19 protein-coding genes and 1 pseudogene are annotated in these 18,013 nt (G+C 65.4%); 18 read left to right on the forward strand and 2 right to left on the reverse strand.

All coding sequences use genetic code 11. The features are described 5' to 3' along the window. The first annotated feature begins 1 nt into the window (after window position 1). A complete protein-coding gene (sppA, locus tag Q0894_RS13605) occupies window positions 2–1,099 on the forward strand; it encodes a signal peptide peptidase SppA (RefSeq protein WP_299236291.1) in 1,098 nt (365 codons plus the stop codon). Between the two features lie 158 nt (window positions 1,100–1,257). Here the strand turns inward: sppA and Q0894_RS13610 are convergent, their stop codons facing one another. After that, on the reverse strand, window positions 1,258–1,845 hold the full coding sequence (locus Q0894_RS13610; RefSeq protein WP_299236293.1) for a nucleoside triphosphate pyrophosphatase: 588 nt from the start codon (window positions 1,843–1,845) through the stop codon (window positions 1,258–1,260). Between the two features lie 102 nt (window positions 1,846–1,947). Here Q0894_RS13610 and Q0894_RS13615 point away from each other — a divergent pair, with 102 nt between their 5' ends. The 16 genes from Q0894_RS13615 (at window position 1,948) to Q0894_RS13690 (ending at window position 15,785) form a co-directional block, all read left to right on the forward strand. Beyond that, on the forward strand, window positions 1,948–2,478 hold the full coding sequence (locus tag Q0894_RS13615; protein WP_299236295.1) for a YceD family protein: 531 nt from the start codon (window positions 1,948–1,950) through the stop codon (window positions 2,476–2,478). A 32-nt stretch (window positions 2,479–2,510) separates the two neighbouring features. Further along, a complete protein-coding gene (gene rpmF / locus Q0894_RS13620) occupies window positions 2,511–2,681 on the forward strand; it encodes a 50S ribosomal protein L32 (RefSeq protein ID WP_299236297.1) in 171 nt (56 codons plus the stop codon). Between the two features lie 45 nt (window positions 2,682–2,726). Continuing rightward, window positions 2,727–3,788, forward strand: a complete 1,062-nt coding sequence (plsX, locus tag Q0894_RS13625; RefSeq protein ID WP_299236299.1) for a phosphate acyltransferase PlsX — start codon at window positions 2,727–2,729, stop codon at window positions 3,786–3,788. 17 nt (window positions 3,789–3,805) lie between these two features. Beyond that, entirely contained in the window at window positions 3,806–4,765 is a 960-nt protein-coding gene (fabD, locus tag Q0894_RS13630) for an ACP S-malonyltransferase (RefSeq protein ID WP_132044768.1), read from the forward strand. Between the two features lie 31 nt (window positions 4,766–4,796). Further along, entirely contained in the window at window positions 4,797–5,540 is a 744-nt protein-coding gene (gene fabG / locus Q0894_RS13635) for a 3-oxoacyl-ACP reductase FabG (protein WP_299236304.1), read from the forward strand. A 133-nt stretch (window positions 5,541–5,673) separates the two neighbouring features. Next, on the forward strand, window positions 5,674–5,907 hold the full coding sequence (gene acpP / locus Q0894_RS13640) for an acyl carrier protein (RefSeq protein ID WP_008956801.1): 234 nt from the start codon (window positions 5,674–5,676) through the stop codon (window positions 5,905–5,907). 215 nt (window positions 5,908–6,122) lie between these two features. Further along, window positions 6,123–7,361, forward strand: a complete 1,239-nt coding sequence (gene fabF, locus Q0894_RS13645; protein WP_132044764.1) for a beta-ketoacyl-ACP synthase II — start codon at window positions 6,123–6,125, stop codon at window positions 7,359–7,361. A 16-nt stretch (window positions 7,362–7,377) separates the two neighbouring features. After that, entirely contained in the window at window positions 7,378–8,190 is an 813-nt protein-coding gene (gene pabC, locus Q0894_RS13650; RefSeq protein ID WP_299236306.1) for an aminodeoxychorismate lyase, read from the forward strand. A 15-nt stretch (window positions 8,191–8,205) separates the two neighbouring features. Continuing rightward, window positions 8,206–9,210 carry an endolytic transglycosylase MltG gene (gene mltG, locus Q0894_RS13655; protein WP_299236308.1) on the forward strand — a complete coding sequence of 335 codons (1,005 nt, stop codon included), beginning with the start codon at window positions 8,206–8,208 and terminating at the stop codon, window positions 9,208–9,210. Window positions 9,211–9,221: 11 nt separating this feature from the next. Next, window positions 9,222–9,911, forward strand: coding sequence for a dTMP kinase (gene tmk, locus Q0894_RS13660; protein WP_299236310.1), 690 nt, complete (start codon window positions 9,222–9,224; stop codon window positions 9,909–9,911). Then, on the forward strand, window positions 9,899–10,909 hold the full coding sequence (locus Q0894_RS13665) for a DNA polymerase III subunit delta' (RefSeq protein ID WP_299236312.1): 1,011 nt from the start codon (window positions 9,899–9,901) through the stop codon (window positions 10,907–10,909). Before tmk ends, Q0894_RS13665 begins: the two co-directional genes overlap by 13 nt. A 33-nt stretch (window positions 10,910–10,942) precedes the next feature. Continuing rightward, entirely contained in the window at window positions 10,943–11,278 is a 336-nt protein-coding gene (locus Q0894_RS13670; protein WP_132044754.1) for a PilZ domain-containing protein, read from the forward strand. Window positions 11,279–11,334: 56 nt separating this feature from the next. Continuing rightward, the gene (locus Q0894_RS13675) at window positions 11,335–12,183 is read left to right on the forward strand and encodes a TatD family hydrolase (protein ID WP_299236315.1); all 849 of its coding nucleotides are present in this window, start codon (window positions 11,335–11,337) and stop codon (window positions 12,181–12,183) included. A 7-nt stretch (window positions 12,184–12,190) separates the two neighbouring features. Next, window positions 12,191–12,754 carry a DUF1285 domain-containing protein gene (locus Q0894_RS13680; protein WP_366131026.1) on the forward strand — a complete coding sequence of 188 codons (564 nt, stop codon included), beginning with the start codon at window positions 12,191–12,193 and terminating at the stop codon, window positions 12,752–12,754. After that, window positions 12,745–14,964, forward strand: a complete 2,220-nt coding sequence (locus Q0894_RS13685; protein WP_299236317.1) for an ATP-dependent helicase — start codon at window positions 12,745–12,747, stop codon at window positions 14,962–14,964. The genes Q0894_RS13680 and Q0894_RS13685 overlap by 10 nt, the downstream gene beginning before the upstream one ends. After that, window positions 14,961–15,785, forward strand: coding sequence for a sulfurtransferase (locus Q0894_RS13690; protein WP_299236319.1), 825 nt, complete (start codon window positions 14,961–14,963; stop codon window positions 15,783–15,785). Before Q0894_RS13685 ends, Q0894_RS13690 begins: the two co-directional genes overlap by 4 nt. A gap of 79 nt (window positions 15,786–15,864) precedes the next feature. On the opposite strand, the gene Q0894_RS13695 is transcribed toward Q0894_RS13690, so the two are convergent. Further along, window positions 15,865–17,547 (reverse strand): electron transfer flavoprotein-ubiquinone oxidoreductase, encoded by a 1,683-nt coding sequence (locus Q0894_RS13695; protein WP_299236321.1) that lies wholly within the window; start codon window positions 17,545–17,547, stop codon window positions 15,865–15,867. Window positions 17,548–17,927: 380 nt separating this feature from the next. Between Q0894_RS13695 and Q0894_RS13700 the strand changes: the two are divergent. Further along, a pseudogene (locus tag Q0894_RS13700) lies at window positions 17,928–18,013 on the forward strand (electron transfer flavoprotein subunit beta/FixA family protein); the annotation flags it as partial.

Raw genomic sequence — 18,013 nt, forward strand, 5'->3', positions numbered from 1 at the left:
AATGACCGATAAGCGCAATGAGCACGGTGCAGATCTGGACCCCTGGACCCAGGGTCCGGAGCTAAGTCGCGACGAGGCGAAGGCGCCGCGTCAGCAGAGCGATCCGGGCGCGCTGTCGCCTGGAGAGGATGCCGAGACCCTGCGTGAGCGCCAGCGACTCGAACAGATGGCGATGATGGGGCGCTGGATAGATGGCGTGCTGGTGGAGCAGCGTCGTTCACGGCGCTGGAAGCTGTTCTTCCGTTTCCTGTTCGCGGCGCTGGTCGCCGCCTCGCTGTCGGTGACCCTCTATGGTCTGCTGTCTGGCCCTGCCGCGGTCGGTGGGGCGGATGCTCCGCACCTCGGGGTGGTCAAGGTAGAGGGCGTGATCGAGGCCGAGGGTAACGCCAGTGCGGAGCGCATCAATGCCGGGCTAAGGCGAGCCTGGGAGTCGGAAGCGAGCGAGGCGGTGGTGCTGCATATCAACAGTCCCGGTGGCAGTCCGGTGCAGTCCCAGCGCATCTTCGACGAGGTCATGCGACTGCGCAGCGAAGGCGACAAGCCGATTATCGCAGTGATCGAGGATATCGGTGCCAGTGGTGCCTACTATATCGCCGCGGGTGCCGATGAGATCATCGCCGCACCGGCGAGCCTGGTGGGCTCCATCGGGGTCATCTACTCCAGCTTCGGCTTTCAGGAGGCCATCGATCAGCTGGGCGTCGAGCGGCGCGTCTATACCGCCGGCGACAACAAGGCGTTCCTCGACCCCTTTTCCGAGGTGGCCCCGCAGCAACGCGAGTTCTGGCAGTCGGTACTGGACAGCACCCACGAGCAGTTTATCGCGGCGGTGCGCAAGGGGCGTGGCGAGCGCCTCGGCGATGACGATGCCCTGTTCAGCGGGCTTGTCTGGAGCGGTGAGCAGGCGCTGGAGCTGGGGCTGGTGGACTCCCTGGGGAGCCTCGACACCTTGGCGCGGGAGCGGCTTTCTGAGCGTAGGCTGCATGATTACACGCCGCGACTGGACCCCTTCGAGCGGCTATCTCGTCAGTTCGGTCGTGTGGCCATGGAGTGGCTGGGGCTGCCCCGGGCCGACTCTCCGGTGCGCTATCAGCTTCGCTAGCTTGAAGTTGGAAGAGCGCCGCTTCGCGGCTGGAAGCTAGAAGAAACACCTTGGTACATCGATAGGTGGTGAGATGCTGTCTTCCAGCTTCCAGCTTCCAGCTTCCAGCTTCCAGCTTCCAGCTTCCAGCTTCCAGCTTCCAGCTTCCAGCTTCCAGCTTACGGCTTGCCCAGCGGATCCAGGCCCGCCTCGCGCAGCAGCGCGCACAGACGGATCAGCGGTAGCCCGATCAGGGTGTTGGGGTCGTCGCCCTCGAGTCGCTCGAACAGGGTGATGCCCAGCCCCTCCATGCGAAAGCTTCCCGCGCACTCCAGTGGCTGCTCCCGTTCGATATAGTGGGCGATCTCGTTCTCGGTCAGCGTGCGAAACACCACATCGTAGGTCTCGTGGCAGACGCGGTGGCGGCCGCTGCGAGTATCCAGCAGCGCCAGACCAGTGAGAAAGCGCACCCGGTTGCCCGAGAAGCGCGCCAGCTGCTGGCGGGCGGCGGTCGGGTCGGCTGGCTTGCCGAGGGCCTCGCCATCAAACTGCGCCACCTGGTCGGAGCCGATGATCAGGTGGTCGGGCCACTGGTCTGCGAGCTGCTGTGCCTTGCCGAGTGCCAGTCGGTGTACCAGGGCGCTGGGCGACTCGCCAGGGCGGGGTGTCTCGTCGATGTCGGGGCTCTGCCAGGCATAGGGAAGTTCCAGGCGGTCGAGAAGCTGGCGCCGCGAGCGTGATCCGGAGGCGAGAACGAGGCGTGGCATATGGGATCCCCAGGTTGTTGATGGAGGCGCAGGGTATCACGCGGCCTGGTGTGCGTCGGCGGCTTTGACAGGCGCAGAGGGAGTGCCTATCATTGCGCGCCTATGTTGACCACACGACTCCCTGGCAGGGTTGAGCCCTACAAGCTCGCCGCCCGTGCCGAGCATATGGAAGGGCTGATGGCCCTGGACGCCTTCACGCGATTGACCGAAGAGGTCGGTCCGCAGCAGGGTGATGTCGAGGTGTGGCTGGATTTCACCATCGATCCCCAGAGGCGCCACGAGATTCATGGCCGTCTGCGTGCGACGCTACAGCTGCCTTGTCGGCGTTGTCTGCGTCCCATGGCCCAGGAGGTCGAAAGCGAGTTTCTGCTCGGCATGGTCTCCAGCGACGCCCTGGCCGCCGAGTTGCCCAGCACCCACGAGCCGGTACTGGTGGAAGACGAACAGCTGAACCTGCTGACGATGGTCGAGGATGAGTTGATCCTCAGCCTTCCTCAGGCGGTTTACCACGATGAGGCCGACTGTGCGGTCTCTCGCGACCAGCTGACCAGCGGGGAGGATGTCGCGGCATCCCGCGAGCCCGCAGCCAGCCCCTTCGATGTGCTTCGGCATCTCAAGGGCAAAAAAAACTGATTTATCATCGATTCACTCTGGAGTGACATCCCATGGCAGTTCAAAAGAACCGCAAGACACGTTCCAAGCGCGGCATGCGTCGCAGCCATGACGCCTTGAGCGCCCCGACCCTCTCTCAGGACAAGGAGACCGGTGCCACTCATCTGCGTCACCACGTCTCTCCGGACGGCTTCTACCGTGGCCGCAAGGTCGTCGACGTCTAAGTCGACGACGCGACCTGCGGTGATCCCCGGCCCCTGATCTCACTCATGCGAATCGCCATCGATGCGATGGGAGGAGATCTCGGGCCACGCGCGACGGTGCGTGGTGCCGCCGGGGCGGCCCTCCAGGATTCTCGTCTCACGCTGCAGCTGTTTGGTCCGCGGGCCTGCCTGGAGCGTGAGATTGCCAGCCTGCCGCGGCGTCTCGCCGCGGCGGGTTCGCGTATGGAGGTTGTCGACGCCCCGGGCGAGATCGCTCCGGGGGTGCGTCCCTCCGACGCCCTGCGCCATGGTGGCGATAGCAGCATGGCGCTTATGCTCAACTGCCTGGCGTCGGGGCGCGCGTGCGCCGGCGTCAGCGGCGGCAATACCGGGGCCCTGATGGCCCTGGGACGGCGTGCCATGGGCACCGTGGGCGGTATCCCCCGCCCGGCCATCAGTACCGCGATCCCGACCCGTGAACAGGGGCGTTGCTATCTACTCGACCTGGGCGCCAATATCGAGGCCTCCAGCGATCGCCTCGTGGATTTCGCGCGGATTGGAGAGGTCATGGCTCGTCATGTCGACGGTCTGTCGCGACCGCGGATCGCCCTGCTCAATGTGGGGGCCGAGGGGATCAAGGGGACCGCCAGCGTCCGCCAGGCGGATGCCCGGTTGCGTGAGCTGCCAGGGCTCAACTACTGCGGCTATGTCGAAGGGGATGGCATCTTCGCCGGCAGCGTCGACGTGGTGGTCTGCGATGGCTTCGTCGGCAATGCCGTGTTGAAGGCCAGTGAAGGGTTGGCACGCATGCTGGTGGCCCGTGTGCAGGCCACCTTCGAGGCCCACTGGGGGAGTCGTCTGGTAGGACTGCTTGCCAGGCCGGCCCTTCGACGCCTGCGTGGCGAGCTTGACCCGGTCCGGTACAACGGCGCCAGTCTGCTGGGGCTGGCCGGTATCGTGGTGAAGAGCCATGGCGGCTCCGATGCCGATGGCTTTCGCTACGCCGTGCTGCGTGCCGTGCAGGAAGTGGAGCACGACCTGCCGCGACAGTTGGCGCGGGAGCTGGGCGAGGCTCGAATGGATTCAATATCTCGCGTCGGCGCGACCGGCGGTGATGACAGGCAATAAAAGCAAAGGTGACCAATATGACTCAACCGCTCGCCCTCGTGTTTCCCGGGCAGGGCTCCCAGCAGGTCGGCATGCTGCGGGAGCTGGCCGAGCGCTACAGCGTCGTGGGTGCGACCTTCGAGGAGGCCTCGGAGGCGCTCGGCTACGATCTCTGGAAGGTGGTCCAGGAGGGGCCCGCCGAAGCGCTCAACGCGACCGCCTGCACACAGCCCGCGCTGCTTGCCGCCAGCGTGGCGATCTGGCGTGTCTGGCAGGAGCTCGAGGGGCCGCGACCAGGCGCCATGGCCGGGCACAGCCTCGGAGAGTACAGTGCCATGGTCTGTGCCGGGGTGATGCCCTTCGCCGAGGGGGTCAGGCTGGTCAAGCTGCGTGGTGAGGCCATGCAGGAGGCGGTGCCGGCGGGGCAGGGGGGCATGGCGGCCATCCTGGGCCTCGATGATGCCGTGGTGGAACAGGCCTGTGCCGAGGCGGCCCAGGGCGATGTGGTCTCGGCGGTGAACTACAATGCCCCGGGTCAGGTCGTGATTGCCGGTAGCAAGGCCGCCGTCGAGCGCGCCATCGCCGCCTGTCAGGCGGCGGGTGCCAAGCGTGCCATGCCGCTTCCGGTCTCCGTGCCTTCACACTGTGCCCTGATGGAGCCCGCCGCCGAGCGGCTGTCCGCGGCCATGGACGAGGTGACACTCAAGGCGCCGCGTTATACCGTGATCCAGAATGTCGACGCCCAGGCCCATGCCGATGTCGAAACGCTGCGCACCCGGTTGATCGAGCAGCTCTATCGTCCGGTACGCTGGACCTCCTGCATCGAGGCCATTGGCGAGCGTGGCGCAGAGGTGTTCATCGAGTGCGGGCCGGGCAAGGTGCTGACCGGGCTGGGCAAGCGCATCGTTCGGGGCAGCAAGGGGCTGGCGGTCAACGACCCCGACAGCCTCGATGCGGCCCTGGAGCTGGCACGCGGCGTGACTTCCCGCAACGGTTGATCTCTTTCCAAAGAACGAAGGCATACTTTTCATGACTAGCGAAACCAGAGTTGCCCTGGTCACCGGGGCCAGTCGCGGCATCGGTCGGGCCATCGCCCATGAGCTGGGTCGCCAGGGGCGCATCGTGATCGGCACCGCGACAAGCGATGCCGGCGCCGAGAGGATCGATGCCGACCTCAGGGCTCAGGGTATCCAGGGTGCCGGTCGGCGCCTGGATGTCACCGATCAGGCCAGCGTCGACGAGGTGGTCAAGGCGATCGGCGAGGAGTTCGGTGCCCCGACCATTCTGGTCAACAATGCCGGCATCACGCGTGACAACCTGTTGATGCGCATGAAGGAAGGGGAGTGGGATGACGTCGTCGATACCAACCTCAAGTCGGTCTATCGTGTCAGCAAGGCCTGTCTGCGTGGCATGACGCGGGCGCGCTTCGGTCGCATCGTCAGCATCAGTTCGGTGGTGGCGAGCATGGGCAATCTGGGTCAGACCAACTATGCTGCCGCGAAGGCGGGCATGGAAGGCTTCACCCGTGCGCTGGCCCGGGAGGTGGCGTCTCGCGCCATTACCGTCAATGCCGTGGCGCCCGGCTTTATCGCCACCGACATGACCGAGGCGCTGCCCGAGGAGCAGCACAAGGCGCTGCTCGGGCAGATTCCGCTTTCGCGCCTCGGCCAGCCCGAGGAGATCGCCGCGGCGGTAGGGTTCCTTACCGGCGAGACGGCCAGTTATATTACCGGCGAGATTTTGCATGTTAACGGTGGCATGAACATGCGTTGAGAGGTGCCGGGTCCGGTGGTTGCGCCGGCCCCGGGGGCTCTATACACTACCCCGCAGCTTCCGGCTTGCGGATCTGGAACCCCAAACGGCTGGTCTTCTGGACGGCCAATGTGAACGACTGGAGTACGTCATAATGAGCACCATCGAAGAGCGCGTTAAGAAGGTTGTGGCCGAGCGCCTGAACGTCAAGGAAGAGGACATCCAGAACAGCTCCTCCTTCACCGAGGACCTGGGCGCCGACTCCCTGGACACCGTCGAGCTGGTCATGGCGCTTGAGGAGGAGTTCGATACCGAAATTCCCGACGAGGAAGCCGAGAAGATCACCACCGTCCAGGAAGCCATCGACTACGTGAACGCCCACCAGTAAGCCTGGTGGCGGTCGATACCGCTTGCTGATGCTCGGGGCCGCCTTCGCCGGAACGGCCCCCAGGAAAGCCGCCCACAAGGGCGGCTTTTTCGCACCCGAACGACATGCGAATACCCTCTCGGGGCGGCATGTCGAAGGGAGAGCCGTTATAATGCGCCTGATATAGGCGGCCCGCATGAGGGTCGCGATCATCCTGGACGCCTGGAGGAACGCTGATGACACGTAGACGAGTAGTGGTGACGGGCCTGGGCCTGGTCACGCCGGTGGGAAATACCGTGGAAGAGAGCTGGCGCAATATCGTGGCCGGCAACAGCGGCATTGCTCCCATCGAGCACTTCGATGTCAGCGGCTTCAACACGCGCTTCGGCGGTTCGGTAAAGGACTTCGACATCAGTCCCTATCTGAACCCCAAGGATGCGCGCAAGATGGATCTGTTCATCCAGTACGGCATGGCGGCCGGGGCTCAGGCGATCCAGGATGCCGGCCTCGAGTGCAGCGACGAGAATGCTCACCGCATCGGCGTAGCCATCGGCTCGGGAATCGGCGGGCTGCCGATGATCGAGCACAATCACAATGCCCTGATCAAGAGCGGACCGCGGCGTATCTCGCCGTTCTTCGTGCCCGGTTCGATCATCAACATGATCTCCGGCAACCTGGCGATTCGCCACGGCTTCCGTGGCCCCAATATCGCGATCACCACGGCCTGCACCACCGGCACCCACAACATCGGCTACAGTGCGCGGACCATCGCCTACGGAGATGCCGACGTGATGGTGTGCGGCGGTGCCGAAATGGCCACCACTCCGCTGGGGCTGGGTGGCTTCTCGGCGGCGCGCGCGCTCTCCACCCGCAATGAGGACCCCGAGGCGGCCAGTCGCCCCTGGGATCGCGATCGTGACGGCTTCGTGCTCTCCGACGGTGCCGGTGTGCTGGTGTTGGAGGAGTACGAGCACGCCAAGGCACGCGGGGCCACCATCTATGCCGAGATGGCAGGTTTCGGCATGAGCGATGACGCCTACCACATGACCGCCCCCCCCGAGGACGGCAGCGGCGCCGCCCAGTCCATGGCAAATGCCGTGCATGACGCGGGGCTCGAGCCGGCAGCGATCGACTATATCAACGCCCACGGCACCTCGACTCCCGCAGGGGATCTCGCCGAGAGCCGCGCCGTACAGCGTGTGATGGGTGAAGCGGCAAGGTCGGTGGCGGTCAGCTCAACCAAGTCGATGATCGGCCATCTGCTGGGTGCCGCGGGAGCCGTCGAAGCGGTGTTCTCGATTCTCGCGATTCGCGACCAGGTCGCGCCGCCCACCATCAACCTGGACAACCTCCAGGAGGGTTGCGAGCTCGACTATGTGCCGCATACGGCCCGCGAGATGAAGATTGACGTGGCGCTGTCGAACTCCTTCGGCTTCGGTGGTACCAACGGCACCCTGATCTTCACCCGGGTCTGAGCATGGCGGTAGGCGAGTGAGGGAGCAGGCCAGCTGGCCGCTGGATGATCGCGGCGCCGCCTACGGCGACGGTCTCTTCGAGACCATCCTGCTCAGGGACGGGCGTCCGCTGTTGTGGGATGAGCATCTGGCGCGGCTGGCCCGAGGCTGTCATGTGCTGGGTATCCCGATGCCTGCGGAGCATGACCTGGCGCTTCCGCTGGCGGAGGCGGGGAGTGGGCTCGAGGTGCTCAAGCTGACCCTGACCCGTGGCAGTGGCGGGCGAGGCTATCGCCCGCCGGCGACCCCCGAGCCGCGCCTGCGCTGGCAGCTTGCCTCCTTTACCCCTGCCGAGTCGCGCTGGCGCAAGGGCGTCAGGATTCGCCACTGTCGGCTCCGCCTCGCCTGCCAGCCAGTGCTGGCGGGAATCAAGCACCTTAATCGTCTGGAAAATGTGCTGGCGCGCGCCGAGTGGGATGACGACGCCATCGCCGAAGGCGTGCTCAGCGACGACTCCGGGCGTCTGATCGAGGCTACCGCCATGAACCTCTTCTGGCTCCGCGCCGGCCGCCTCGAGACGCCGTCACTCGCCCGTTGCGGGGTGGCGGGGACACTGCGGGAGGCGCTGATATCCCGCGGCGAGATTCAAGAGGTCGAGGCAGGAGAAGAGGCGCTGGCCCAGGCTGATGCGGTCTGGTTAGGCAACTCCGTACAGGGGGTCTGGCCGGTTGTCCGCCTGGATGATGTGATGGGCAGGGTCCGTCGTCGCTGGACGCTTGGAAGGCAGCATCGTAGCTTTCAGGCCGAGGCCCACGGCCTGTTGGGTTACGACTACCCTTCAACCTACTGAATCAAGAGGATCCCAATGCAGCGAGTGCTGATCATCCTGCTGCTGTTGGTCGTGATGGCCATAGCGGCCCTGTTCGGCGGCTATCGCTACTGGCAGTCGCGTCTGGCGGCCCCCATCGCGATCAGCGAGCCGACGCTCTACGAGGTGCCGCGCGGTGCTGGCTACCATCAGGTGGTAAGCGAGCTGGTAGCCCAGGGCGTGATCGAGGATGCCTGGGCCTTTCGGGCATTGGCCCGCCTCGAACCCCAGAGCTTGCCGCAGTTGCGACCCGGAGAGTTCAGGCTGGAGCCCGGCATGAGCGGTCGTGAACTCCTCGAGCGTCTGGGTAGCGAGCAGCTGGTGACCTACCCGTTGACCATCCCCGAAGGCTGGACCTTCCGCCAGATGCGTGACGCCCTGGACGCGGCACCCAAGCTGGAGCATCGCACCGAGGGGCTCACAGACGATGAGTTCATGGCGCTGCTCGACCGCGAGGGGGAGCACCCGGAGGGGTGGTTCTTTCCTGATACCTACCTCTATCACAAGGGCATGAGCGACCTGGAGCTGCTCGAGCAGGCCCACTCGCGCATGCGGGCCACCCTCGATGAGGTCTGGGCAGAGCGTGCCGATGACCTGCCCTTCGAGACACCCTACGAGGCGCTGATCATGGCCTCGCTGATCGAGCGTGAGACGGGGGCCCCCGAGGAGCGGCGCGAGATCGCGGGCGTGTTCAAGCGTCGCCTGGAGCGTGGCATGCGCCTGCAGACCGACCCCACGGTGATCTACGGCATGGGAGAGCGCTACGCGGGCAATATCACCCGTGCCGATCTGCGTGAGTCCACGCCCTACAACACCTACGTGATCGACGGCATGCCCCCCACCCCGATCGCCCTGCCGGGCAGGGCGGCCCTCGAGGCCGCGGTCGACCCGCTGCCCGGGGAGACGCTCTACTTCGTGGCCAAGGGCGACGGAACGCACCACTTCTCGCGCACGCTGCGTGAGCACAACAATGCGGTCAATCGCTATATCCGCAACCGCTGATTGGAGCAGGCATGGGTAACAAGCACCCCGAACGGCCAGCGAGGAACACCGGGAACACACCGGCGAGGGGCCGCTTTATCACCCTGGAAGGAAGCGAGGGGGTCGGCAAGAGCACCAACCTCGCGCGGGTGGTGGCATGGCTGGAGGCACGGGGCCTGGAGGTGGTCCAGACTCGTGAGCCGGGAGGGACACCGCGGGCCGAGGCCATCCGGCGCCTGCTGCTCGACCCGGATGAGCCCGAACCGCTGGATGATGACGCCGAGCTGCTGCTGGTATTTGCCGCCCGAGCCCAGCATCTGGCGCGCGTGATACGCCCGGCCCTTGAACGGGGCGCCTGGGTGGTATGCGACCGCTTCACCGACGCCACCTTCGCCTACCAGGGGGGAGGGCGTGGCCTCGACAGCGCACGCATCACCGAACTCGAGGCCTTCGTTCAGCAGGGGCTTGCTCCTGACCTGACCCTGCTGCTCGACATGCCCATGGGGGCGGCTCAGCAGCGCCTGGAGCAGCGTGGCGAGCGGCGAGATCGCTTCGAGCAAGAGCGTGTCGAATTCTTCGAGTCGGTTCGTCGGGCCTATCTGGCCCGTGCCGCTCAGGCTCCGGAGCGGATCACGATCATTGATGCCTCTCGCACGCGTGAGGCGGTGGGCGAGCAGATCGAGGCGGTGCTCGGGGCGAGGATGACGGTATGGCGGAGCTGAACCCGACGCCTGTCACGACCCTGGAGCCACTGCCCTGGTTGGGCGAGCGCTTCGCGGAACTCGTTCGCCTGGCCGACGGTGGGCGACTGCCCCACGCGCTGTTGATCTCGGGCCCCCGCGGGGTCGGCAAGCGCTCGCTGGTCGACGCCCTGGCCGCCCGCACGTTGTGTGCCACGCCCGGGAGGGTGGCCTGTGGCCGCTGTCATGGTTGCCATATGCTGGCCTCGGGCTACCATCCCGATCTGATGAGTGTCGAGCTCGAGGAGGGCAAGCGCCAGATCCGCATCGATGCGATCCGCGAGGTCAACCATTTCGTCGCTCAGACCGCCCAGCAGGGAGGCTATCGGGTCATTCTTGTCGCGCCGGCCGAGGCGCTCAACGTCGCCGCCGCCAATGCCCTGCTCAAGAGCCTCGAGGAGCCCGGGGCGCGGACCCTGTTCCTGCTGCTCTCGGATATCCCCTCCCGGTTGCTGCCGACCATTCGGTCGCGTTGCCAGCACTGGAGCCTGGCGATTCCCGAGCCGGCCGACTGCCTGCCCTGGCTTGCCGAGCGTCTCGGCGATAAGGAAGAGGCGACATTCTGGCTGAGAGTGGCCGGGGGGCTACCACTGCAGGCTGTGAGCCTGTCGACCCCCGAGGCACGGGCCCTGCGTCAGCAGCTGGTCGATACCTTCGAGGCCCTGGTAAGAGGAGGCGAGCCGGTGGCCGAGGCGGCTCGGCTTGACCGCCAATCCATCGATGTCATCCTGTGGTACGGTATCGCCTGGCTCGAGGACCTGATTCGCCTTGGACTTTCCGGTGATGCCTCCGGGCTGTGTAACCCGGATCTGCTGCCCCTCTATCGCCAGGCGGTCAAGAATGCCCGGGTGCGCGACTGGTTTCGCCTGCTGGATTACGCCCGTGAGGAGCGACGGCTGCTGGCGGCGGGCGGCAACCCCAATCCACAGCTGGTGCTGGAAGCCTGGCTGGTGCGCTGGTCGGCACTGCTGCGTTCGTGACGTGTCCCCCGCAAGCACATCGAGGAGAGAACCATGGTCGCTCAGAAGGCGTTGTCGCTGAATATCCAGGATACCCAGACCCTGTTGTCGGCCTATATGCCGGTGCTCGAGCGGGGTGGCATCTTCGTTCCCACACGTGAGCGCTACGAGCTGGGCCAGCAGATCTATCTGCTGCTGACGCTGCCCGGCGAAACCGAACGGGTGCCGGTCACCGGTCAGGTCGTCTGGGTCTCGCCGGAAGGTGTCAGCGGCCGGCGCATTCCCGGGGTCGGTATCCACTTCAGCGCCGCCGACCAGGTCGTCCGCGACCGTATCGAGAGCCTGCTTGCCGGTCATCTCGACAAGGGCACGCCGACCTATACGCTCTGACGCGATTGGTACCATCCACTCTATCGGCACCATTCACTCTATCGGTAATTCACTTCATGTTCGTTGATTCTCACTGCCATCTCGACCGCCTCGATCCCGCCACCCATGGTGGAGATCTCGCTGCGACGCTGGACGCCGCCCGAGCCCGTGGGGTGAAACAGTTCCTGGCCATCGGCGTTACCCTCGATGAGGTACCCGGCGTTGCCGCCATCGCCCGCGAGCATGACGACGTGGTGATCTCTGCCGGGGTTCATCCGCTGCACCGGGTGGCCGAAGAGCCGACCGTCGAGGCCATCAAGGAGACCGCCGACCGCTATGGTGCGGTGGCCATCGGCGAGTGTGGCCTGGACTATCATTACCTGGAGAAGGCCCCCGACAAGGTACCGTCACGAGAGGTTCAGCGCGAACGCTTCCGCCGCCAGCTGATCGCTGCCACCGAGCTTGCGTTGCCGGTGATCATCCATACCCGCGAGGCGCGGGACGAGACACTGGCACTGATCCGTGAGCATACCAACCCGGAGGTCGGAGGCGTGCTGCACTGTTTCACCGAGGATCTCGAGATGGCTCGGGAGGCGGTGCGCCACGGCTTCTATATCTCACTCTCCGGGATCGTGACCTTCCATAGCGCCAAATCACTGCGTGAGGTAGCCCGGCAGGTGCCGCTTGACCGGTTGCTGATCGAGACGGATAGCCCCTACCTGGCCCCGGTGCCTCATCGTGGCAAGCCCAATGAGCCGGCCTGGGTGGTCGAAGTGGCCGAATGCATCGCCGCCGAGCGCGGAATCAGCGTGGAGGAGGTCGCCATGCAGACCACCGCCAACTTCTACCAGCTGTTTCGTGCCGCAAGCCCCGAGGTCTCCGAGGAGATGCGTGGCATCCTGCAGGGTGCCGGCCTGGTCAAGTAGGAGCACCATGATGGATCTGGAACCGCTGGTGGCAAGGCTAGACCCCGAGGGGGATATCCCCCCGGTGGATGACTGGCATCCCGAGCGCGCGGGAGAGATGGACCTGGTGATCGCGGCCGATGGTCGCTGGATTCATGAGGGCACCGTCATGTCACGGCCGCGGCTGGTTCGGCTGCTCTCCACCATCCTGCGACGTGAAGCCGATGGCCGTCATGCACTGGTCACGCCGGCCGAGAAGCAGCTGATTCGGGTCGAGGATTGCCCCTTCCTGATCGTTGACGCCGAATATGGCGACGACGGTCTCTGGTGGCTGACCACCAATATGGGGGACCGGCTGACGCTGGATGCTCAGCATGTCTTTACCCTCAGCGAGACCCCCGCCGGCGAGTGTGTGCCCGAGGTCACAGTACGCTTCGGCCTGGCCGCCCGGCTGGGGCGCAATGTCTTCTACCGCCTGGTCGAAGAGGCGAGCCCCTTCACATTGGAGGATGGTCGCGAGGCAGTGGGGCTGCGCAGTGGGGGCGCCTGGCATCCGCTGGGCCTGGTAGACGGCGAGGCGGCGTGCGGCTGACCGCGGAACAGCGTGCCGTGGTCGAACACGGCGCCGGGCACGCGCGTGTGGCCGCGGTCGCTGGCTCCGGCAAGACCACGACCATGGTGGCGAGGGTGCTCCGGCTCCTCGAGCGTGGGGTTCCCCCTCAGCGTATTCTGGTGCTGATGTTCAACCGTTCGGCACGAGCGGACTTCCAGGCCCGCCTGGCGGCCATGGCCCCAGCAGGCCAGCGGCTGCCCGATGTTCGCACCTTCCACTCCCTTGGGCATCGATTGACTGGCAGCCTGACACGCTGGGGGGCACTGGTGCCCCGTCAGCTGCTGACCGCCGACTGGCAACTCGAGCGCCTGCTGCGTCAGGCCACCCAGCTCGCGCTCGGTGATCAGGACACCGAGGCGCGTGAGTCGGCGCTGGATGCCGAGCGTCTCGAGGCGCTGGCGCACTTCTGTGGCCTGGTTAAGGCCGAGATGGTGAGTGCCGACGAGTTGCTTGAGCGGCTGGATTACGGCGAGGAGACCCGTTACTTCCCGGCCGCCTTCGAGCAGGTCGAGGCACTGCTGGAGCAGCATGGCCTGATGGGTTACGCCGATCTGCTGTATCGCCCCCTGAAAGCCCTGGAAGCCGATGCTGGCCTGCGCGGCCGTATCCAGGGATATCTCGACCACGTTATCATCGACGAGTATCAGGACATCAATGTTGCCCAGCAGCGTCTGTTGGCGCTGCTCGCCGGCGAGCATGCCGAGGTGATGGCGGTGGGGGATGCCAACCAGTGCATCTACGAGTGGCGTGGAGCACATCCGGAGACCATGCTCCAGCGTTTCACCGCCACCTTCGGTGTAGCGGTGGACTATCCACTCTCCACCACCTTTCGCCATGGCCATGCCCTGGCACTGGCCGCCAATCACGTCATCGACGCCAACCGGCGGCGCCCCGACCAGCAGTGCCTGGCGGCTCCCGGCAACCCGCAGACCCGGATCGGGGCGGGCCAGGGGTGTCGTGGCCTGCTGGAGGGCCTGGTCGCGTGGCGGCGACAGGGGAGGGCACTCGACGAAGCCTGTGTGCTGGTACGTAGCTGGGCCCTGTCGGTGCCGCTGCAGCTCGCGCTGCTGCGCGAAGGAGTGGCGTTTCGTCTGGCGCGGGAGGACCGTTTCGTCTTTCGCCTGCCCCTGGTGCAGGCACTGGCCGGCTACCTGAGGCTGGCATGTACTCCCGAGCTTCTGCGCGACCCTGGTCACCTGGCTCTGCTGTTCGCCCAGCCGACACCCTTCGTGGCCCGAGAGCGACTCGAGGCGCTGGCGCGCCGGTTGGCGGAGGATCCGCGCTGGCCAGCGCCTCAAGACCCGCTGCTGGCATCCCTCAAGCCACATCAGAAACGTACCCTCAAGAAGCGTTGGGCGCTGCTCTGTGAGTTGCCGCGGTTGACGACCCGTTCGCCGGCCGAGCTGCTCGACCATGTGGTGACCGAGGTCGATGCGGAGAGGGTCCTCAAGCGTGCCGCGGCGCGGCGTGACAAGGGCGAGGAGGATGTTCGCCTGCTGGACGTGCTCAAGGAGCAGGCCGCAGAGCTTGGCAATGACACCGAGGCCTTTGTCGAGCTGCTCAGTCGGCCGGTGGAGAGCCGTGATGACGGGGTGTTGATCAACACCGTGCACGGCGCCAAGGGGCTGGAGTGGCCCCTGGTGGTGCTTGCCGGTGTCAACGAGCAGGACTTTCCCCACTACACCCGCGACAACCCGCTATCCCCCCAGCGTCTCGAGGAGGAGCGCAGGCTCTTCTATGTGGCCATCACGCGTGCCCGAGAGCGGCTGCTGCTGCTCCATGACGGTGGCGATCATCGTCCCAGCCGGTTTCTCGCCGAGAGTGCCTGGCAGGAGTGCGATCGCCTGGCCAAGCGACTCGAAGAGGATGACGCTAACGCTGCCGCCGACGCAGGGAAAGCGCCACTGGCGGTATCGCGCCCGGACCTGGTGAAGCGCTATCTGGACGCCCTGGGGCGTGAGTTGTCGCTGACGCCTGTCACGCCTGAGGCGACCGATCAGATGGCTCCCTCGCAGGCCTTCGGCGTCGGGCAGCGCCTGCGTCATGCCGTTTTTGGCGAGGGCGAGATCGATCTGGTGGAGGGGGACCCCGACAATCCCGTGATCGAGGTGCGTTTCCGGCATGCCGGGCGACGACGCCTGATCGCTCGACGAGCGCCCATCGAACTGCTGCAAGGAGGTCATGCATGAATCAGCCCCTGATCACCGCCGGGGAGTTGGAAGACGCCCTGGAGGGCACCCGGCCACCGCGTCTGCTGGATTGTCGAGCGCGTCTTGGTGATCCCGACGCCGGCCATGGCCTATGGTGGAAGGCGCATCTGCCGAACAGTCGACACCTCGACCTGGATCGTGACCTGGCGGGTCCCCCGGGGACAGGGGGACGGCATCCGTTGCCGGACCGGCAGCGGTTCACCGAGGTGCTTCAGCGCCTTGGCGTGACGCCGGACATGCCGGTGGTGATCTATGACGATATGGGCGGCCAGCTGGCCGCCGCCCGCGCCTGGTGGATGCTCGCCTGCTGGGCCGGCCACCCCGAGGTGCGGGTACTGGACGGCGGCATCCAGGCCTGGTTGGCCCATGGTGGCGAGCTGCATGAGGGAGATGACGTGGCATCGAGCCCTTCCGGCTGGTGCCCGGATTATCGTGACGACACCTGGACCACGGCGGATGCGCTGCAGTCGAGCAGCGTGCTGAGGGTGGACGCTCGCAGCCGCGAACGCTTCCGCGGTGACGTCGAGCCCATCGACCCGGTGGCGGGTCATATCCCGGGTGCGCTATGTCGCCCCAGTGCCGACAACCTGGAGGAGGGCGGGCGCTTCAAGAGCCCCGGACGTCTGGCCGAGGAGCTACCACAGGCCGACGAGCTGGTGGCCTACTGTGGTTCTGGGGTCACCGCGTGCCATAACATCCTTGCCTATGCGATAGCCGGCAAGCCGCTGCCCAGGCTCTACCCAGGCTCCTGGAGCGAATGGATACAAGACCCGGCCCGCCCGGTGGCAACCGGAGGTTAATCGCCGTTAGCAGCCGATAGAAAGTAAAACGCCTCCGCGAGTCTGTCGCGGAGGCGTTTTCATGAAGCGGCGAGGCTTCTTACATATTCGGATAGTTCGGTCCGCCACCACCTTCGGGTGCCACCCAGGTGATGTTCTGGGCCGGGTCCTTGATGTCACAGGTCTTGCAGTGCACGCAGTTCTGGAAGTTGATCTGGAACATCGGCTTGCCGTCTTCGCCCTCGACCACTTCGTAGACCCCGGCCGGGCAGTAGCGCTGAGCCGGCTCGGCATACTCCGGCAGGTTCTCGCGGATCGGCAGCTCCGGGTCACTCAGCTTCAGGTGACAGGGCTGATCCTCCTCATGATTGGTATTGGAGAGGAAGACCGAGGAGGGCTTGTCGAAGGAGAGCTTGCCGTCGGGCTTCGGGTACTCGATCTTCTCGAACTCGCCGGCCGGCTTGAGTGCGGCATGGTCCGGGGTGGTGTCGTGCACATTGGGCAGCTTGCCACCCAGCAGCTGGTTGACGAAGTTGTAGGCGCCGCCGCCGACGGTGCCGTACTTGTGGATTGCCGGGCCAAAGCTGGCGCTCTCCTTGAGCTCGGCGTATGCCCAGCTCGCTTCCCACTTCTCGTTGAAGGCGGTTAGCTCCTGGCCACCCTCGTCGCCCTTGGCGACCGCCTCGAATACCGCCTCGGCGGCCACCAGGCCGGACTTCATGGCGGTGTGCAGCCCCTTGATCTTGGCGAAGTTCAGGGTGCCGGCATCGCAGCCGATCAGCAGGCCGCCGGGGAAGGTCATCTTCGGCAGGCAGTTCAGTCCGCCCTTGGCGATAGCGCGGGCCCCGTAGGCGACACGCTTGCCGCCCTCGAGATGCCTGGCCAGCACCGGGTGGTGCTTCATGCGCTGGAATTCGTCGAAGGGGGAGAGCCAGGGGTTCTGGTAGGAGAGGTCCATGATCAGCCCCACGACCACTTGCTGGTTGTCGCCGTGATAGAGGAACCAGCCACCGTGGGTGTGCTTGTCCAGCGGCCAGCCGGATCCGTGCAGAACCAGGCCGGGCTCGTGCTGCTCGGCGGGAACGTCCCACAGCTCCTTGAGACCGATGCCATAATGCTGGGGATCCTTGCCGGCGTCGAGGTCATACTCCTGGATCAGGCGCTTGCCCAGGTGACCTCGGGCGCCTTCGGCAAACAGCGTGTACTTGGCGCGAAGCTCCATGCCCGGCATATGGCCATCCTTGGGGGTGCCATCCGCGGCCACTCCCATGTCGCCGATCAGGATCCCCTTGACCACGCCCTCCTCGATGATGGTTTCCTGAGCGGCAAACCCCGGAAAGATCTCCACGCCCAGCGTCTCGGCCTGCTCGGCCAGCCAGCGGCACAGGTTGCCGGCGCTGATCACATAGCGGGTCAGATCACCACCGGTGTTGTGCATGGACCGGGGCACCAGGGCATTGGGTAGCTTCTGGCTCTTCTCCGCGTCCTTGAGCAGGTAGACCTCGTCGCGGCTGGCCGGGGTGGTCAGCGGTGCGCCACGCTCCTCCCAGTCGGGAAACAGCTCCTGCAACGCGCGCGGCTCGAAGATGGCGCCGGAGAGGATATGGGCGCCCACCTCGGAGCCCTTTTCCACCACGCACACCGTCAACTCCTGCTCCGCCTCGTTGGCCTGCTGCATCAACCGGCACGCGGCGGCCAGACCCGAGGGGCCGGCGCCCACGATAACAACATCGAACTCCATGGAATCGCGTTCGACTTGTTCTTCCATCTGCTCTCTCCTCACTGCCCGTGTCGACGTTGAGCGCCACTACACTAACATCGATAAGTTCCACTAACGTCGATAAGATTTAAAACGGTCGTTTGCTTCTAGCCTGCCCTCATGATAGGCATAATAGAACAACAAGGTCACCCCCTGCGATCATGCGACTTTGGCGCCATGAGGTTCAGGTGTCTCGCCCAAGGGGCAATAATGGGATTGTTGCCGTGTGCATGGGTGTGGCACATTGAGACAGTTTTTTCGATGTGGCACCTATCAAACGCTCGCATGAAATTGATAAGAGCATGCCACGCCGTTCCAGACGGCCAGTTACAGGAAGGTGCTGACGGCAGTGTCGCACCATTGGATTCAAGACGGTTCAACACCGAGAACCAAGCGAGGAAATCATGAAAGTACTCGTCGCGGTCAAACGCGTCATCGACTACAACGTCAAGATCCGCGTCAAGCCGGATCACTCCGACGTCGACCTCAC

The organism is uncultured Halomonas sp., from assembly GCF_947501415.1.
Classification (GTDB): domain Bacteria; phylum Pseudomonadota; class Gammaproteobacteria; order Pseudomonadales; family Halomonadaceae; genus Halomonas.

Bases quoted from the DNA above. Each gene is read 5' to 3' on its own strand.
- sppA (WP_299236291.1), top strand. From the start codon at position 2: ATGACCGATAAGCGCAATGAGCACGGTGCAGATCTGGACCCCTGGACC.
- Q0894_RS13610 (WP_299236293.1), bottom strand. From the start codon at position 1,845: ATGCCACGCCTCGTTCTCGCCTCCGGATCACGCTCGCGGCGCCAGCTT.
- Q0894_RS13615 (WP_299236295.1), top strand. From the start codon at position 1,948: ATGTTGACCACACGACTCCCTGGCAGGGTTGAGCCCTACAAGCTCGCC.
- rpmF (WP_299236297.1), top strand. From the start codon at position 2,511: ATGGCAGTTCAAAAGAACCGCAAGACACGTTCCAAGCGCGGCATGCGT.
- plsX (WP_299236299.1), top strand. From the start codon at position 2,727: ATGCGAATCGCCATCGATGCGATGGGAGGAGATCTCGGGCCACGCGCG.
- fabD (WP_132044768.1), top strand. From the start codon at position 3,806: ATGACTCAACCGCTCGCCCTCGTGTTTCCCGGGCAGGGCTCCCAGCAG.
- fabG (WP_299236304.1), top strand. From the start codon at position 4,797: ATGACTAGCGAAACCAGAGTTGCCCTGGTCACCGGGGCCAGTCGCGGC.
- acpP (WP_008956801.1), top strand. From the start codon at position 5,674: ATGAGCACCATCGAAGAGCGCGTTAAGAAGGTTGTGGCCGAGCGCCTG.
- fabF (WP_132044764.1), top strand. From the start codon at position 6,123: ATGACACGTAGACGAGTAGTGGTGACGGGCCTGGGCCTGGTCACGCCG.
- mltG (WP_299236308.1), top strand. From the start codon at position 8,206: ATGCAGCGAGTGCTGATCATCCTGCTGCTGTTGGTCGTGATGGCCATA.
- tmk (WP_299236310.1), top strand. From the start codon at position 9,222: ATGGGTAACAAGCACCCCGAACGGCCAGCGAGGAACACCGGGAACACA.
- Q0894_RS13665 (WP_299236312.1), top strand. From the start codon at position 9,899: ATGGCGGAGCTGAACCCGACGCCTGTCACGACCCTGGAGCCACTGCCC.
- Q0894_RS13670 (WP_132044754.1), top strand. From the start codon at position 10,943: ATGGTCGCTCAGAAGGCGTTGTCGCTGAATATCCAGGATACCCAGACC.
- Q0894_RS13675 (WP_299236315.1), top strand. From the start codon at position 11,335: ATGTTCGTTGATTCTCACTGCCATCTCGACCGCCTCGATCCCGCCACC.
- Q0894_RS13680 (WP_366131026.1), top strand. From the start codon at position 12,191: ATGATGGATCTGGAACCGCTGGTGGCAAGGCTAGACCCCGAGGGGGAT.
- Q0894_RS13690 (WP_299236319.1), top strand. From the start codon at position 14,961: ATGAATCAGCCCCTGATCACCGCCGGGGAGTTGGAAGACGCCCTGGAG.